The organism is Micromonospora taraxaci, assembly GCF_007830095.1.
Classification (GTDB): domain Bacteria; phylum Actinomycetota; class Actinomycetes; order Mycobacteriales; family Micromonosporaceae; genus Micromonospora; species Micromonospora taraxaci.
Genome location: NZ_VIWZ01000001.1, coordinates 2,173,228 through 2,188,316, shown reverse-complemented (window position 1 = coordinate 2,188,316; position 15,089 = coordinate 2,173,228). Strand labels below are relative to the sequence as shown.

General features: G+C 72.1%; 17 protein-coding genes and 1 pseudogene. 5 read left to right on the top strand and 13 right to left on the bottom strand.

Annotated features, from left to right (window positions below):
* The first annotated feature begins 118 nt into the window (after positions 1 to 118).
* The 3 genes from FHU34_RS10390 (at position 119) to FHU34_RS10380 (ending at position 3,788) form a co-directional block, all read left to right on the top strand.
* Positions 119 to 748 (top strand): TIGR03085 family metal-binding protein, encoded by a 630-nt coding sequence (locus FHU34_RS10390; RefSeq protein WP_145779758.1) that lies wholly within the window; start codon positions 119 to 121, stop codon positions 746 to 748.
* A 199-nt stretch (positions 749 to 947) separates the two neighbouring features.
* Positions 948 to 1,823 (top strand): terpene synthase family protein, encoded by an 876-nt coding sequence (locus FHU34_RS10385; protein WP_244311605.1) that lies wholly within the window; start codon positions 948 to 950, stop codon positions 1,821 to 1,823.
* Between the two features lie 138 nt (positions 1,824 to 1,961).
* Complete coding sequence (locus tag FHU34_RS10380; RefSeq protein ID WP_145779756.1) at positions 1,962 to 3,788, top strand: AMP-dependent synthetase/ligase; 1,827 nt, start codon at positions 1,962 to 1,964, stop codon at positions 3,786 to 3,788.
* A gap of 90 nt (positions 3,789 to 3,878) precedes the next feature.
* Here FHU34_RS10380 and yczR read toward each other — a convergent pair whose 3' ends face one another.
* On the bottom strand, positions 3,879 to 5,336 hold the full coding sequence (gene yczR, locus FHU34_RS10375; protein WP_145779755.1) for a MocR-like transcription factor YczR: 1,458 nt from the start codon (positions 5,334 to 5,336) through the stop codon (positions 3,879 to 3,881).
* Positions 5,337 to 5,395: 59 nt separating this feature from the next.
* Here yczR and yczE point away from each other — a divergent pair.
* A pseudogene (gene yczE, locus FHU34_RS10370) lies at positions 5,396 to 6,013 on the top strand (membrane protein YczE); the annotation flags it as partial.
* Between the two features lie 200 nt (positions 6,014 to 6,213).
* The gene (locus FHU34_RS10365) at positions 6,214 to 6,675 is read left to right on the top strand and encodes a hypothetical protein (protein WP_145779753.1); all 462 of its coding nucleotides are present in this window, start codon (positions 6,214 to 6,216) and stop codon (positions 6,673 to 6,675) included.
* A 4-nt stretch (positions 6,676 to 6,679) separates the two neighbouring features.
* Here the strand turns inward: FHU34_RS10365 and hisF are convergent, their stop codons facing one another.
* From hisF to hisD, 12 genes are all read right to left on the bottom strand, one after another.
* A complete protein-coding gene (hisF, locus tag FHU34_RS10360; protein WP_145779752.1) occupies positions 6,680 to 7,447 on the bottom strand; it encodes an imidazole glycerol phosphate synthase subunit HisF in 768 nt (255 codons plus the stop codon).
* 73 nt (positions 7,448 to 7,520) lie between these two features.
* On the bottom strand, positions 7,521 to 8,519 hold the full coding sequence (locus FHU34_RS10355) for an NADP-dependent oxidoreductase (RefSeq protein WP_145779751.1): 999 nt from the start codon (positions 8,517 to 8,519) through the stop codon (positions 7,521 to 7,523).
* Positions 8,520 to 8,567: 48 nt separating this feature from the next.
* Entirely contained in the window at positions 8,568 to 8,999 is a 432-nt protein-coding gene (locus tag FHU34_RS10350; RefSeq protein WP_145779750.1) for an organic hydroperoxide resistance protein, read from the bottom strand.
* A gap of 5 nt (positions 9,000 to 9,004) precedes the next feature.
* The gene (locus FHU34_RS10345; protein WP_145779749.1) at positions 9,005 to 9,451 is read right to left on the bottom strand and encodes a MarR family winged helix-turn-helix transcriptional regulator; all 447 of its coding nucleotides are present in this window, start codon (positions 9,449 to 9,451) and stop codon (positions 9,005 to 9,007) included.
* A 71-nt stretch (positions 9,452 to 9,522) separates the two neighbouring features.
* Positions 9,523 to 9,912, bottom strand: coding sequence for a RidA family protein (locus FHU34_RS10340; RefSeq protein ID WP_145779748.1), 390 nt, complete (start codon positions 9,910 to 9,912; stop codon positions 9,523 to 9,525).
* Positions 9,909 to 10,634, bottom strand: coding sequence for a bifunctional 1-(5-phosphoribosyl)-5-((5-phosphoribosylamino)methylideneamino)imidazole-4-carboxamide isomerase/phosphoribosylanthranilate isomerase PriA (gene priA, locus FHU34_RS10335; protein ID WP_145779747.1), 726 nt, complete (start codon positions 10,632 to 10,634; stop codon positions 9,909 to 9,911). Before priA ends, FHU34_RS10340 begins: the two co-directional genes overlap by 4 nt.
* Before the next feature lie 14 nt (positions 10,635 to 10,648).
* Positions 10,649 to 10,972 (bottom strand): hypothetical protein, encoded by a 324-nt coding sequence (locus tag FHU34_RS10330; RefSeq protein WP_145779746.1) that lies wholly within the window; start codon positions 10,970 to 10,972, stop codon positions 10,649 to 10,651.
* Positions 10,973 to 11,008: 36 nt separating this feature from the next.
* Positions 11,009 to 11,641 (bottom strand): imidazole glycerol phosphate synthase subunit HisH, encoded by a 633-nt coding sequence (gene hisH, locus FHU34_RS10325; RefSeq protein ID WP_145779745.1) that lies wholly within the window; start codon positions 11,639 to 11,641, stop codon positions 11,009 to 11,011.
* Positions 11,638 to 11,811, bottom strand: coding sequence for a hypothetical protein (locus tag FHU34_RS32925; RefSeq protein WP_167524791.1), 174 nt, complete (start codon positions 11,809 to 11,811; stop codon positions 11,638 to 11,640). The genes hisH and FHU34_RS32925 overlap by 4 nt, the downstream gene beginning before the upstream one ends.
* Positions 11,812 to 11,928: 117 nt before the next feature.
* A complete protein-coding gene (gene hisB / locus FHU34_RS10320; RefSeq protein WP_145779744.1) occupies positions 11,929 to 12,540 on the bottom strand; it encodes an imidazoleglycerol-phosphate dehydratase HisB in 612 nt (203 codons plus the stop codon).
* Positions 12,541 to 12,577: 37 nt separating this feature from the next.
* Entirely contained in the window at positions 12,578 to 13,666 is a 1,089-nt protein-coding gene (locus tag FHU34_RS10315; protein ID WP_145779743.1) for a histidinol-phosphate transaminase, read from the bottom strand.
* The gene (gene hisD, locus FHU34_RS10310; protein WP_145779742.1) at positions 13,663 to 14,985 is read right to left on the bottom strand and encodes a histidinol dehydrogenase; all 1,323 of its coding nucleotides are present in this window, start codon (positions 14,983 to 14,985) and stop codon (positions 13,663 to 13,665) included. The genes FHU34_RS10315 and hisD overlap by 4 nt, the downstream gene beginning before the upstream one ends.
* Positions 14,986 to 15,089 lie beyond the last annotated feature (104 nt).

The window sequence follows — 15,089 nt, the reverse complement described above, 5'->3', positions numbered from 1 at the left end:
CACCGCCGACCCCGACCGGATATGTCGACCGTCACGTAGCGGACGGCGGCGGGCGGCGGGCTTCGTCCCCGGCCGCCGCCGTCGCGCGCCGACGGGCCGACGGGCCTACGATCAGGCCATGCCGCGGTACGCCCGAGCCGAGCGCGAGGCGCTGGCCGATCTCCTCGTGGCCTTCGGGCCGGACGCTCCGACGATCAACGAGGGCTGGGCGACCCGTGACCTCGCCGCGCACCTGGTGCTCCGGGAGCGTCGTCCGGACGCGGCCGGAGGGCTCGTACTGCCGCCGCTGCGCGGCTACGCCGAGCGGGTCCGCCGGCATCTCGCCGCGCGGCCCTATCCCGACCTGGTGGCGCAGGTACGCCGTCCGCCGCTCTGGAGCCCGATCAGCAATCCGTTGACCGACGAGCTGGCCAACCTGATGGAGTTCTTCATCCATCACGAGGACGTCCGCCGGGCCGGCTCCGGCTGGCAGCCGCGTGACCTGCCCGCCGGTCTGCAGGGCGCGCTCTGGAAGCGGGCCGCCCCGATGGCGCGGTTGGCCCTGCGCCGCTTCCCGGCGGATCTCTACGTGCAGGCGCCCGGCCACGGTGAGCTGTCCGTCGGCCGAGGGGGCGAGCCGCTGCGGGTGGTCGGCCCTCCGGCGGAGCTGGTCCTCTTCCTCTCCGGTCGCCAACGGGTGGCCCGGGTCCAACTGGACGGTCCCACGGAGGCCGCACGACGGCTTCGCACGGCCAGCCTGGGCATGTAACCGTCTGCACATAAACGGCCACGAAACGGGTGTGGGGTTCCCCACACCCAGCGAAACATGCAGATGCCTCCTCCCGTACGCTTCACCGCGCCGCTCCGCGCCGGGCGGCACGAAGTGGGGGCGCACTGTGCGAAGTTTCGCGATTTCGGCGCTGCGGGAGCCCCCGTTTCCCACGGGGCGCCACGGTGCCACGGAGCAGGTGGCGAGCGAGAGCGTGGAGTGGGCGCGCGCGTTCGGGCTGGTCGATTCCAGCCAACGTGTGCACCGACTGCAACGGGCCGACGCCGCCGGCCTGTCCGGGCGCGCCTGCCCGGACGGCTCGGTCGACGGGCTACGACTGCTCACGGACCTGATCAGTTGGCTCTTCGTGATGGACGACGCGTGCGATGAGGACGGCCTCGGCGCCGACCCGGTCCGACTGGGCCCGGCGATCAGCACACTGCTCGACGTGCTGGACCGGTACGGCGACCCGAACGTCCTACCGCCCGCCGTCGGGCCGCTCGGTGACGCGCTGCACGACCTGTGCCGTCGGATCCGACTGCACGACCACGCGGCTCTGCTGCTGCGGTTCGTCAGCCAGATGCGGGAGTACCTGCTGGCGTTGCTCTGGGAGGCGACCAACCGGGAGCGCCAGCGCGTGCCCGACGTGGCGGAGTACGTCCAACTGCGCCGGCACATCGGCGGCGTGCATCCCTGCCTCACGCTGACCGACCTGGCGTCGGCGCGACCCCCGGGGTCGGCGCAACGCGCCAACCCGGCGTTGCTCGCCCTGGATCTGCTGGCCGTGGACCTGGTCTGCTGGTGCAACGACCTCTTCTCCTACGGCAAGGAGAGCCGGGCCGACCCGGACGCGCACAACCTGGTGACGGTCATCGCCCAGGACAGCGACGCGGACGAGCCGGCCGCACTGCGTGCCGCGGCGAACCGGTTCAACCAGGGCCTGGCGAAGTATCTGGACGCCGAGGAGGCGCTGCTGTCCAGCGGGAACGACGAGATGCGCCTCGCGCTGGCCGTCCGCCGGAACTGGGTCCGGGCCACCTACGACTGGTCAGTCGTGGCTGACCGGTACGCCTGATTCCGCCGTACCGGTCGGCGGGTTGGGACGGCCGGACGATCACCGGGGCTAGCCGATGCACGGTGGCAGGCAATACTCTTCGGTAACCATCATGACGTGACGCCCGTCACGCCACCACCCCCGAAGGCGGCTACAGCGATGGCTCTCGATGTACCGTACCGCTCCATCCCGGACATGTTCCTCAAGCGCGTGGCGGCCACCCCCGACCGGAACGCGTTTGCGTCCCCGACCCCCGACGACGCGGGGCCTGCCTGGCTGACCTGGGAGCAGGTCGGCCAGCGCGCCAAGGCGGTCGCCGCCGGCCTGCACGGCCTGGGCGTCGGCCAGGAGAACCCGGTCGCGATCCTCGCCAACACCCGGCTGGACTGGGTGATCGCCGACCTCGGCATCATGTGTGCCGGCGGCGCGACCACGACCGTCTACCCGACCACCGAACCGGCCGACGCGACGTACATCATCGCGGACTCCGGGTCGAAGGTGCTCTTCGCGGAAAATCCGGCCCAGGCGGCGAAGATCGCCGGCGCCACCCTGCCCGCGCTGACCCATGTGGTGCTCCTCGACGGCGCTGTTGACCCGACCGCAGCGATTCCGCAGTTGACGCTCGCCGAGTTGGAGGAGCGGGGCACCCGCGCGCTCGCCGCCGAGCCGGATCTGATCGACATGCTCGTGGCCGGCATCGGTCCGGAGCACCTGGCCACCCTGATCTACACCTCCGGGACCACCGGTCGACCCAAGGGCGTCGAGCTGCTGCACGGCGGCTGGTGCTGGGAGGCCGTGGCGCAGGCCGAGGTCGGGCTGCTGCGCGACGACGACCTGCAGTACCTGTGGCTGCCGCTGGCCCACTCGTTCGGCAAGACGCTGCTCTGCGGCGCCATCCACGTCGGCCTGCCCACCTACGTCGACGGCCGGGTGGAGAAGCTGGTCGACCTGCTGTCGGTGATCCGCCCGACGCTGATGTGCGGTGCGCCCCGGGTCTTCGAGAAGGTCTACAACCGGGCGGTGACCACCGCCCAGGGCGCGGGTGGCGCAAAGGCGAAGATCTTCGCCTGGGGCGTCCAGGTCGGCAAGGAGAAGGTGGCCCTGGAACAGGCCGGCAAGCCGGTGCCGGGCGGGCTCAAGCTGCGTTACGGGCTGGCCGAGAAGCTGGTGTTCAGCAAGCTCCAGGCCCGACTGGGCGGCCGGATGCGGGTGCTGGTGTCCGGTGCCGCCCCGCTCAGCCCGGAGATCGCCACTTTCTTCGCCGCGGCGAACCTGCCGATCTCCGAGGGCTACGGCCTGACCGAGACCAGCGCCGGCAACTTCGTCAACCCGCCGTCGGGGCTGCGGATCGGCACGGTGGGCCGGGCGATGGGTGACCTGGAGTGCCGGATCGACAGCGACGGGGAGATCCTGGTGCGTGGTCGGCCGGTGATGCGCGGCTATCACAACCTGCCGGAGGAGACCGCCGCCGCGTTCACCGAGGACGGTTTCTTCCGCACCGGCGACATCGGCAGCCTCGACGAGCAGGGCTACCTGCAGATCACCGACCGCAAGAAGGACCTGGTCAAGACCTCGGGCGGCAAGTACATCGCACCGTCGCACATCGAGGGGATGTTCAAGGCCATCTGCCCGTACACCTCCCAGGCGGTCGTCGTCGGTCAGGCCCGCAACTTCTGCACGATGCTGGTCACGCTGGACCCGGACGCGATCCGGGGTTGGGCGGCCGGTGGCCCGCTCGAGGGACGCAGCTACACCGAGATCGTCGCCTCGCCGGAGGCCCGGACGATGGTCGAGGAGTACGTCGCCCAGCTCAACGCGAAGCTCAACCGCTGGGAGACCATCAAGAAGGTGGCCATCCTGCCACGCGACCTGACGATCGAGGACGGCGAGATCACGCCGTCGTTGAAGATCAAGCGACGTGGTGTGGAGAGCAACTTCGCCGCCCAGATCGAGGAGATGTACGCCGGCACCCTCGCCGAGCTCTGACAAGTCGCCGATGGCCCCGCGCCCGCCCGGGTGCGGGGCCGTCGGCTCGTCGTCGCCGCTCTGCCGGGGGTCGGCCTTCGCCGGCAGAGCTCAGGCGATGACCGCCGGCTCCCGCCACCGTTGACGGCCGGCCCGGTCCAGGTCGTAACGGACCGCGGCGATCCGCCCCACAGCCTCCACCAGGTCCGCGGCGGGCAGGGTGAACGGCAGCCGCAGGAACCGCTCCAGGGTGCCGTCCAGGCCGAACCGGGGGCCGGGCGCCAGTCGTACGCCGACCTCCTCGGCGGCCCGGGCCAGCGCACTGGAGACGGGGCCGTCCAACTCGGCCCAGAGCGTCACGCCACCTCGGGGCACGGTGACCCGCCAGTCCGGCAACCGCTGCGCCAGCGCGTCGAGCAGCGCGTCGCGTTGGGCGGCCAACGTGATGCGGCGGTCGGTGACGATCGTGTCGGCGTGGGCGAGCAGGTGCACCGCCACCAGTTGGTCCAGCACCGGGCTGGCCATGTCCACCCCGACCCGGACGGCGGCCAGCCGCTGCACCTGCGGCGCCGCGGCGCGCACCCAGCCGATCCGCAGACCACCCCAGTAGGGCTTGCTCATCCCACCGATGCTGATCACGCGACTGTGCCGGTCGTAGACGGCGACCGGGGGTGGCAGCTCGGTGCCGTCCAGTGGCAGGTCCACGAAGGACTCGTCGACGACCAGGTCGGTGCCGACCGCGTGGGCGGCGGCCACCACCCGCTCCCGCAGCGCGGCGGGCATCAGGTGCCCGGTCGGGTTCTGGAACTCCGGAATCAGATAGGCCAGCTTGGGCCGGGTCTGCCGGAGACTGCCCAGCAGCAGGTCGGAATCCCAGCCGTCGGCGTCGGCGGCCAGACCGTGGGTGGTGATCCGGGCCCGTCGCCCGGCCAACGCGGCAAGCGCGTTGGGATAGGTCGGGGACTCGACCAGCACACTGCCGCCCGGGGCCAGGGCGAGCCGCAGCACCAGGTCCAGGGCGTGCTGCGTGCCGCTGGTGACCATGATCTGGTCGGCCGACGTGGGCAACCCCCGAGCGGTGTACCCGGCGGCCACCGCCTCGCGTAGCTCGATGATGCCGGTCGGGTGGTAACCGGCTCCGCCCAGGTAACGGGGCAGGTCCTCGGCGGCGGCGCGGGCCGCACCCAGCAGTTGCGGTGGGGCGGCCGGTGCGGCGGCGCCGAGGTCGATCATGTCCCGGTCGTCCAACGGGGTCCACAGGCCGGTGCTGGCGACCCGGTGGTTGCCGGGCAGCATCGTCCAGCTGCCCGCGCCCCGGCGGCTGGCCAGGTGCCCGGTCTCCCGCAGGTGCCGGTACGCGGCGGTGACCGTGGTCCGGCTGATCCGCAGCGCCTCGGCCAGCTCCCGCTCGGCGGGAAGGCGGACGCCCAGCGGCAGACGGCCGTCGGCGAGCAGACCGCGCACCGCGCCGGCCAGGGCCGCGTAGTCGGGGCTGCGTCGGCGACCCGGGAGGGCATGCCACTGCCCGAGCAGGCGAGCCAATTGGACCCCGCGCACCTGACCAGTCATGGCCACTCCCCCGATATTGGCTTCTTCCTCGATGAGGATTGGCATCTAGGGTGGCATGCATGGCATTGCTTGGCAATCTGCGGCACCGGCCGGTTCGGCGGTTGGTCCAGCTCTATCTCGGGCTCGGCCTCTACGGCGTCAGCATGGCCCTGATGGTCCGCTCCGACCTGGGCCTCGACCCGTGGGACGTGTTCCACCAGGGCCTCTCCGAGTTGACCGAGCTCTCGTTCGGCACCGTCACCATCGGCGTCGGCGCGCTGGTGCTGCTGCTCTGGATCCCGCTGCGGCAGCGACCGGGCCTCGGCACGGTCAGCAACGTCGTGGTGATCGGCCTGGTCGTGGATGCCACTCTGGCGCTGCTGCCCTCCGGTGGCCCGCTCGGCGTCCGGATCGCGATGTTGGTCACCGGTATCGTCGCGAACGGAGCCGCCACCGGCATGTATCTCGGTGCCAGGTTGGGCCCGGGCCCACGCGACGGGCTGATGACCGGCTTCGTGGCCCGCCGGCCCGGCTGGTCGATCCGGCTGGTGCGAACGGTCATCGAGGTCACCGTGCTGGCGCTGGGCTGGTTGCTCGGCGGCACTGTCGGCCTGGGCACCGTCGCGTACGCGCTGGCCATCGGTCCGCTGGCCCAGCTCTTCATCCCGCTGTTCGCCGTACCCGAAGCCGCCGGACCTGACGACGCCGTACCCGAAGCCGCCGCAGTCGACGAGACCGCAGCCGACGACGCCGCGCCCACGGCCGGTACCGCCGCACCGGTCGCCCCCACCGGCTGAACCCTCACCGACCGTCCGCGAACCGGTACGCGGTGGTGCTCCACAGTGCCGGATGGAGGGTGGGTGTTCCCTTCCGGGACGCGCGCCGTCATCATCTCTGCATGGGGGAGAACGGTTGGCGCTGGACGGACGCCTGGATCTTCGTGTCGTTGGTCATCGCGAGCGGTGCCGGTCGGCATCGTCGGTCGGCGACAAGTCGACGGCCGGAGGGCGTCCGCCTTACCGATGTGCTGTCCACCGCTGACCACCTCAACCACGCGATTCCGCAGCGGCACGAGGTGGAGGCCGCGGTCCAGCGGCTGGTCGGTGCGGGGCTGGTCAGCGTCGCCGACGGCTGGTTCCGGATCACCGCCGAGGGTGAACAGCTCTGGCGTACCCGCCCGCGGGCGGGTGTGGCGACCATGGTGGACACCGTGCAGGGCGTGCTGACCCGGCGACACGCTCCCGGCAGCGCCGAGTGGAACCTGGACGAGGCCGACCACGCGGCGGCCGTCCAGGAGTACGCGGTCCGGTCCATCCCGACGCCCCGCCGATCCCCGGAGGGCCACTCCGGCGGGCACTGACGAGTCAGCGCACCGGGTGACCGCTGTGGCGCAGCGCGTCCTTGACCTCGGCCACCGTCAGCTCGCCGAAGTGGAAGACACTGGCGGCGAGCACCGCGTCCGCCCCGGCGCCGATCGCTGGCGGAAAGTGGGCCACCTCGCCGGCACCGCCACTGGCGATCACCGGCACGTCCACCACCGCTCGCACCGCGGCGATCAACTCCAGGTCGAAGCCGGCCTTGGTGCCGTCGGCGTCCATCGAGTTGAGCAGGATCTCCCCCGCGCCCAACTCGGCGCTCCGGGCCGCCCACCGCACGGCGTCCATCCCGGTGCCACGTCGGCCGCCGTGGGTGGTGACCTCGAAGCCGCTGGGTGTCACGCCGTTCGGGGCCCGTCGTACGTCGAGGGAGAGCACGAGCACCTGCCGGCCGAACCGGTCGGCGATCTCGGCGATCAGCTCCGGACGGGCGATCGCGGCGGTGTTCACACCCACCTTGTCCGCACCGGCACGCAGCAGCGTGTCCACGTCGGCGACCTGCCGGACCCCACCGCCGACGGTCAGCGGGATGAACACCGACTCGGCGGTGCGGCGTACCACGTCGAGCATGGTGCCCCGGTCGCTCGACGACGCGGTGACGTCGAGGAAGGTCAGCTCGTCCGCCCCGGCCCGGTCGTACGCGGCGGCCAACTCCACCGGGTCGCCGGCGTCGCGCAGGTCGAGGAAGTTGACGCCCTTGACCACCCGTCCGGCGTCCACGTCCAGACAGGGGATCACCCGTACCGCCACGGTCATGCCGCGAGCCTATCTCCCGCGCGTGGCACGGCGGTCGACCCGATCGGGTCGACCGCCGTGAGAGAGGTGGGCGTCACACGCGGACGAGCATCTTGCCCAGGTTGTCGCCGCGCAGGACGCCGAGGAACGCCGACGGGGCGTTCTCGATGCCGTCCACGATCGTCTCGTCGTAGGACAGGGTGCCCTCGCGCAGCCAGCCGGCGACGTCACTGACGAACGCCGAACGCACGTCGTTGTGGTCGTTGACCAGGAAGCCACGCAGGGTGAGCCGCTTGCCGATGACCAGCGCCAGGTTGCGCGGGGCGGCCGGCGGTTCGGTGGCGTTGTACTGCGCGATCATGCCGCAGATGGCGGCTCGACCGTGCAGGTTCATGACCGAGATCGCCGCTTCCAGGTGGTCACCGCCGACGTTGTCGAAGTAGACGTCGACGCCGTCCGGGGCGGCCGCCCGCAGCGAGTCACGGACCGGCCCGTCGTGGTAGTCGAAGGCCGCGTCGAAGCCCAACGCCCGCAGCCGCTCGACCTTGGCCGGCGACCCGGCGCTGCCGACGACCCGACCGGCACCCTTGAGCTTGGCGATCTGGCCGACCAGGCTGCCGACCGCGCCGGCCGCGGCGGAGACGAACACCGTCTCGCCGGGCTTCATCGCGGCCACTTCCAGCAGCCCGGCGTACGCGGTCAGCCCGGTCATGCCCAGCACGCTCAGGTAGGCGCTGGCCGGGGCGACGTTCGGGTCGACCGGCCGCGCGGCGGTGGCGTCGAGCACTGCGTACTCCCGCCAGCCCAGCCCGTGCAGGACGGTGGTCCCGACGGCGATGTTCGCCGCCTCACTGGCCACCACCTCGCCGATCGCGGCGCCGTCGAGCGGCGCGTCGAGTGCGAACGGCGCGACGTACGACTTGACGTCGTTCATCCGTCCCCGCATGTACGGGTCGACGGACATGTACTGGTTGCGGACCACGATCTGGCCCGGTCCGGGCGTCGGGACCTCGGTCTCGACGAGTCGGAAATTGTCGTCGGTGGGCCAGCCGATGGGGCGGCTGGCCAGGTGGATCTCACGGTTGCTGGTCACGGGGGTGGTCGTCCTCTCGTCCGCGGTGGGGTGCCCGGGGGCCTGTGGTCAGGCGGCCAGGGTCTCGCGGACGGTCAGCGTGACGTCGATGTTGCCGCGGGTGGCGTTCGAGTAGGGGCAGACCTGGTGGGCCTGCTCGACCAGCTGCTCGGCGGCCTCGCGGGGCACGGCGGGCAGGTCGACGACGAGCTGCACGGTGAGCCCGAAGCTGCCGCTGCCGTTCGGGCCGATGCCCACCTCGGCGGCGACGACGGAGCCGGTCACGTCGGCCTTGGCCCGTCGGGCCACGACCCGCAGCGCGCCGTGGAAGCAGGCCGCGTAGCCGGCGGCGAAGAGCTGCTCGGGGTTGGCCGCGCCGCCGGCGCCGCCCATCTCCTTCGGCACGGCCAGGTCGAGCGCGAGGGTGCCGTCGGAGGTCTCGACGTGGCCGTCCCGCCCGTCGCCGCTGGCGGTCGCTGACGCGGTGTAGAGAACCTGCATGAGGGTCACTGCTCCTTCTGTCGGTGGATGGTGTCGGTGACCTGGGTGAGGGTGTCGCGCAGCGCGACCAGCTCGGTGATGCCCAGCCCGGTGGCCTGGGCGATGCACATCGGGACGTGGTCGACCTGTTGGCGCAGGGCACGGCCCTGCTCGGTGAGGCCCACCTCGACCCGCCGCTCGTCGCGGGCGGACCGTCGTCGGGCCACCAGCCCCGCCCCCTCCAGTCGCTTGAGCAGCGGAGAGAGGGTGCCGGAGTCCAGTCGCAGCTCGGTGCCCAGCTCGGACACCGTGCGGGCGTCGTCGGGACGCTCCCAGAGCACCAGCAGCACCAGGTACTGCGGGTAGGTCAGCCCGAACTCGTCGAGAATCGGCCGGTAGACGTCAGTCAGCGCACGCGACGCGGTGTAGAGCGCGAAGCACACCTGCCGGCGCAGCACCAGGTCATCGGTCACCGTTGAACCGTAGCCCACAATTAAGTTGTGCACAATCTAATCGTGCCGACCATGGCTCGGCCGGGCACACCTCAGCGATCGCCGAGGTACGCCTCCAACTCCACCTCGACCAGGTGCTCCGGGTCCAGCAGACCGGCCACCACCACCAGGGTGGCCGCTGGCCGGACCGCTCCGAAGACCGCGTTGTGCGCCCGGCCCACCTCGTCGGCGTGCAGCCGGTCGGTCACGTACAACCTGGTCCGGACCACGTCACCCGGCTCCGCACCGACCTCGGCCAGCGCGTCCAACCCGATCCGCAGCGCCTGCGCGGTCTGCGCGGCGGCGTCACCGACGTGCACCACCTGACCGTCCACCGTCGCCGTGCAGCCGGCCGTCCAGGCCCGGTCACCGGCCCGGACCACCCGGGAGTAGCCGTAGCTCTGCTCCCACGGCCCACCCGACCCCAGCCGGGTGACAGTCACGCCTCGGCCAGCGTCCGCAGCGCCTCGGCCACCGTGAAGGCACCCGCGTAGAGCGCCTTACCGGCGATGACGCCCTCCACCCCGACCGGCTCCAGGGTCGCCAACGCCCGCAGGTCGTCCAGCGTGGACACGCCCCCCGAGGCGATCACCGGCCGGTCGGTACGAGCACACACCTCACGCAGCAGGTCCAGGTTCGGCCCGCGCATCGTGCCGTCCTTGGTGATGTCGGTGACCACGTACCGGCTCGCGCCCGCCTTGTCCAGCCGCTCCAGCACCTCGTACAGGTCACCGCCGTCCCGGGTCCACCCACGCGCGGACAGGGTCTGGCCCCGCACGTCCAACCCGATGGCCACCCGGTCGCCGTACTCCCCGACCACCCGGTCACACCAGACCGGGTCCTCGAGAGCCGCGGTGCCGATGTTCACCCGGGCCGCACCGGTGCCCAACGCCGCACGCAGCGACTCGTCGTCGCGGATCCCGCCCGACAGCTCCACCTTCACGTCCAACTGGCGCACCACCTCGGCGAGCAGGTGCGCGTTGGTGCCCCGCCCGAACGCCGCGTCCAGGTCGACCAGGTGGATCCACTCCGCGCCGTCCTGCTGCCAGGCCAGCGCCGCGTCCAACGGGTCGCCGTAGACGCTCTCGCTTCCGAGGGCGCCCTGCACGAGCCGGACGGCCCGGCCGTCGGCGACATCCACGGCGGGTAACAGGGTCAGGCTCAACGTGTTCTCCTCGATCAGGTACGACGGTCCAGGGCGATCACCACGATCGCCGGCAGTACGAGCAGCAACAGCACGATCAGCGCGATACGCAACGCCAGATTGTCGACGAACGACCAGATCAGAATCAGCGCCGCGCCGGTGAGCAGCACGATCGCGGCCCGCTCACCACGGCTGTGCCGGGCCAGCCGGCCCGAGCGGCCCCGCCGCAGCTGCGGCGTCAACCGGCGGACCACCGCGCGACGACGTTGCCGGCGAGCCACCTGCCGCTGCCGGACGGCCCGCTCCCGGGCCTGCTCCGCCTCCCGCTCCGCCCGCCGACGGGCCCGTTCCCGGCTCACCGCGACGCCCCCGCGCCGGGCACCGGGCGACGACGCTCAACCACCGCTGGGCAGCGTGGCGAGCCAGTTGCGCAGCAGCGCGGCACCGGTGTCGGCGGACTTCTCCGGGTGGAACTGGGCCGCCGACAGCGGACCCCGCTCCACAGCGGCGACGAAATCAACGTCGTGGTGGGCGGTGGTCACCGTGGCACCGGCAGCAGCCAGCGCCGCCGCATCACCCACGGCGTACGAGTGGACGAAGTAGAACCGGCTCTGCTCCGACAACCCGGCGAAGAGCACCGACTCCCCCGGCGCCCGGACCGTGTTCCAGCCCATGTGCGGCAACCGCGTGGCGGCCAACCGGGTCACCCCACCGGGCAGCAACCCGAGCCCCTTGGTCACCACACCGTGCTCCTCGCCGTACTCGAAGAGCACCTGCATGCCCACGCAGATCCCCAGCACCGGCCGACCGGCCGCCACCCGCTCGGCGATCACCGGGCCGGCACCCAACGCCTCGATCCCGGCCATGCACGCCGCGTACGCGCCCACCCCCGGCACCACCAGACCATCGGCGGCGGCTGCGGCGGACAGGTCGTCGGTCACCCGCACGTCCGCGCCGGCGGCGGCCAGTGCCCGCTCCGCCGAGCGCAGGTTGCCCGAGCCGTAGTCGAGCACCACCACGGCGCTCATGCGTCCTGCCCCGGCAACAGCCACAGCACCCCGCCGACAGTGGCGAGCACCGCGAGCAGCGCGGTGATGCCCACCACGCCCTTCGACGCGCCCTGGCGGTACAGCGACCAGGCGCCACCCACCAACACCCCGGCCAGGATCAGCAACAACGTCGGCAACGCGGCGCCCATCAGAGCCACCCGCCATTCGCGACTGCGGGGCTCCGCTCCGCTGCACTCCTCGCGCTCATCAGAGCCACCCGCCATTCGCGACTGCGGGGCTCCGCTCCGCTGCACTCCTCGCGCTCATCACAGCGCACCCTTCGTGCTCGGGATCGCACCGGCCGCGCGTGGGTCGATCGAGGTCGCCTCGCGCAACGCACGGGAGACCGCCTTGAACTGCGCCTCCACCACGTGGTGCGCGTCCGGGTGGCCGCCCGGCCGGGCCGCCCGCAGCACGTCGACGTGCAGCGTGACCCGGGCCGCCTGCCCGAAGGACTCCCAGATGTGCCGGGTCATGCTCGTCGCGTAGACCGGCCCGATGTACGGGGCCAGCACCGGCTCGTCGTGCACCACGTACGGCCGACCGGACAGGTCCACAGCCGCCCGGACCAGCACCTCGTCCATCGGCACGGTCGCCGAACCGTACCGTCGGATGCCGGCCTTGTCGCCCAGTGCCTGGTCGAACGCGGCGCCCAGGGCGAGCGCGGTGTCCTCGATGGTGTGGTGCGCGTCGATCTCCAGGTCACCCACAGTGCGCACGGTCAGGTCGAAGCCGCCGTGCCGGGCGATCTGGTGCAGCATGTGGTCGTAGAAGCCCACGCCGGTGCTGATCTCGGCGGCTCCGGTGCCGTCGAGGTCGATCTCGACGAGGACCTTGGTCTCCTTGGTGATCCGCTCCACCCGGGCGGTCCGACTCATTGCATACCTTTCGGTCGCGACTGCGGGGCTCGCAAGCTCACTCCTCGCGCTCCCACGTCACAGTCTCCATTGCGGTAAGGAAGGCGTCGGTCTCGGCGGCGGTGCCGGCGGTCACCCGCAGCCAGCCGGGCAGACCGACGTCCCGGACCAGCACGCCCTGGGCCAGCAGGGCCTTCCAGATGACGGTCTGGTCGCCGCCCACCTGGAAGAGCACGAAGTTGGCGTCGCTGTCGGCGACCCGCAACCCGCGCTCCCGCAGCGTCGCCACGATCCGGTCCCGCTGCGCCATGATCGCGCTCACCGTACCGAGAAGGGCGTCGCGGTGGGTCACCGCCGCACGTGCGGCGGCCTGGGTGAGGCTGGAGAGATGGTATGGCAGCCGGACGAGCTGCACCGCCTGCACCACCGCCGGATCGGCGGCCAGGTAACCCAGCCGCCCACCGGCGAAGCCGAACGCCTTGCTCATCGTGCGGCTGACCACCAGCCGCGGGTGGCCGGGCAGCACCGCGAGGGCGCTGACCGTCCCGGGCCGGGCGAACTCGGCGTACGCCTCGTCGACGACCACCATGCCGGGCGCGGCGTCGAGCACCGCGGCGATCACCGCCGGGTCCAGTGCCGTGCCGGTCGGGTTGTTCGGCGAGCAGAGGAAGACCACGTCCGGTTGGTGCTCGCGGACCTGGGCGACCGCCTCCTCGACGGTCAACCCGAAGTCGACGCCACGCTCGGCGGGCACCCACCGGGTGCCGGTGCCGAGGGCCAGCAACGGATGCATCGAGTACGCCGGAACGAAGCCGAGTGCGCTGCGCCCCGGCCCACCGAACGCCTGGAGCAGCTGCTGCTGGATCTCGTTGGAGCCGTTCGCCGCCCACACCTGCGCGACGGTGAGCCCGTGCCCGAGATATTCGGCCAGGTCGGCGCGGAGCGCCACGGCGTCCCGGTCCGGGTAGCGGTTCAACTCGCGCAACTCGGCCGCGAGCGCCTTGCCGATCGCCTCGACCACCGGCTCCGGCACCGGGTAGGAGTTCTCGTTGGTGTTGAGCCGCACCGGCACGTCCAGCTGCGGCGCCCCGTACGGCGACAGCCCTCGCAGGTCGTCCCGGATCGGCAGGTCGTCGAGACTCGTCACGTCGACGCTCCCGGGAAGCGCGCCTGCACCGCCTGGCCGTGTGCGGGCAGGTCCTCGACGTTCGCCAGGGTGACCACGTGCGGGGCCACGTCACGCAGCGCCGCCTCCGTGTACTCGATCAGGTGGACGCCGCGCAGGAACGACTGCACCGACAGCCCGGAGGAGTGCCGGGCGCAGCCGCCGGTGGGCAACACGTGGTTGGACCCGGCGCAGTAGTCGCCGAGCGACACCGGCGACCAGGCGCCCACGAAGATCGCCCCGGCGTTGCGCACCCGAAGCGCCCACTCCCGGGCGTCGGCCGTCTGGATCTCCAGGTGCTCGGCCGCGTACGCGTCGACCACCCGCAGCCCCGCCTCCAGATCGTCGACCAGCACCACGCCGCTCTGCTCGCCGGTCAGCGCCGTGGTCACCCGCTCGACGTGCTTGGTCGCCGGCACCTGCCGGGCCAACTCCCGCTCGACCGACTCGACAAGCTCCAGCGACGGGGTGACCAGCACGCTCGCGGCCAGCGGGTCGTGCTCGGCCTGACTGATCAGGTCGGCGGCCACGTGCGCCGGGTCGGCAGTGTCGTCGGCCAGGATGGCGATCTCGGTCGGCCCGGCCTCGGCGTCGATGCCGACCACGCCCCGCAGCAGCCGCTTGGCGGCGGTCACCCAGATGTTGCCCGGGCCGGTGATCAGGTCGACCGGGTCGCACCGCAGCTCACCCAACGGGTCGACAGCAGCGCCGTACGCCAGCATCGCCACCGCCTGGGCCCCGCCGACGGCGTACACCTCGTCGACACCGAGCAGCGCGCACGCGGCGAGCACCCGGGGGTCGGGCAGGCCACCGTTGTCCTTCTGCGGCGGGCTGGCCACCACCAGCGACCGCACGCCGGCCGCCTGGGCGGGAACGACGTTCATCACGACCGTCGACGGGTACATCGCCAGGCCGCCGGGCACGTAGAGGCCGACCCGGTCGACGGGCAGCCACCGCTCGGTGACAGTGCCGCCGGGCACCACCTGCGTGGTGTGGTCGGTGCGGCGCTGGTCGGCGTGCACCCGACGGGCCCGGCTGATCGATTCCAGCAGCGCGGCACGCACGCTGGGATCGAGCACCCCCTCGGCCTCGGTGATCGCCTCGGCCGGCACCCGCAGCACCTCCGGAGAGATGCCGTCGAACCGCTCGCTGGCCTCCCGGATCGCCGGGTAACCATGCTCGCGGACCGCCTCCACCAGCGGTCGGATCCGCTCGACGGCGACCGACACGTCGAGTTGGGCACGGGGCAGCAGGCGGCGCGGGTCTCCAAGACCGTTGCGCAGGTCGATCCGGTTCAGCACCCTTGCGAGTCTAGGCGGCCCGCCCGCGGTGCACCCGAGCCGCCCGTACGCCGGGACGGTGAGCCGGGCCACGCTCACCGGCGCGAGATTGGTTAGGCTCGACC

Coding starts and splice junctions, on each gene's coding strand:
- FHU34_RS10365 (WP_145779753.1), top strand. CDS start 6,214: ATGGGGGAGAACGGTTGGCGCTGGACGGACGCCTGGATCTTCGTGTCG.
- FHU34_RS32925 (WP_167524791.1), bottom strand. CDS start 11,811: ATGGGCGCCGCGTTGCCGACGTTGTTGCTGATCCTGGCCGGGGTGTTG.
- FHU34_RS10350 (WP_145779750.1), bottom strand. CDS start 8,999: ATGCAGGTTCTCTACACCGCGTCAGCGACCGCCAGCGGCGACGGGCGG.
- hisH (WP_145779745.1), bottom strand. CDS start 11,641: ATGAGCGCCGTGGTGGTGCTCGACTACGGCTCGGGCAACCTGCGCTCG.
- FHU34_RS10380 (WP_145779756.1), top strand. CDS start 1,962: ATGGCTCTCGATGTACCGTACCGCTCCATCCCGGACATGTTCCTCAAG.
- yczR (WP_145779755.1), bottom strand. CDS start 5,336: ATGACTGGTCAGGTGCGCGGGGTCCAATTGGCTCGCCTGCTCGGGCAG.
- hisB (WP_145779744.1), bottom strand. CDS start 12,540: ATGAGTCGGACCGCCCGGGTGGAGCGGATCACCAAGGAGACCAAGGTC.
- hisF (WP_145779752.1), bottom strand. CDS start 7,447: ATGACCGTGGCGGTACGGGTGATCCCCTGTCTGGACGTGGACGCCGGA.
- FHU34_RS10390 (WP_145779758.1), top strand. CDS start 119: ATGCCGCGGTACGCCCGAGCCGAGCGCGAGGCGCTGGCCGATCTCCTC.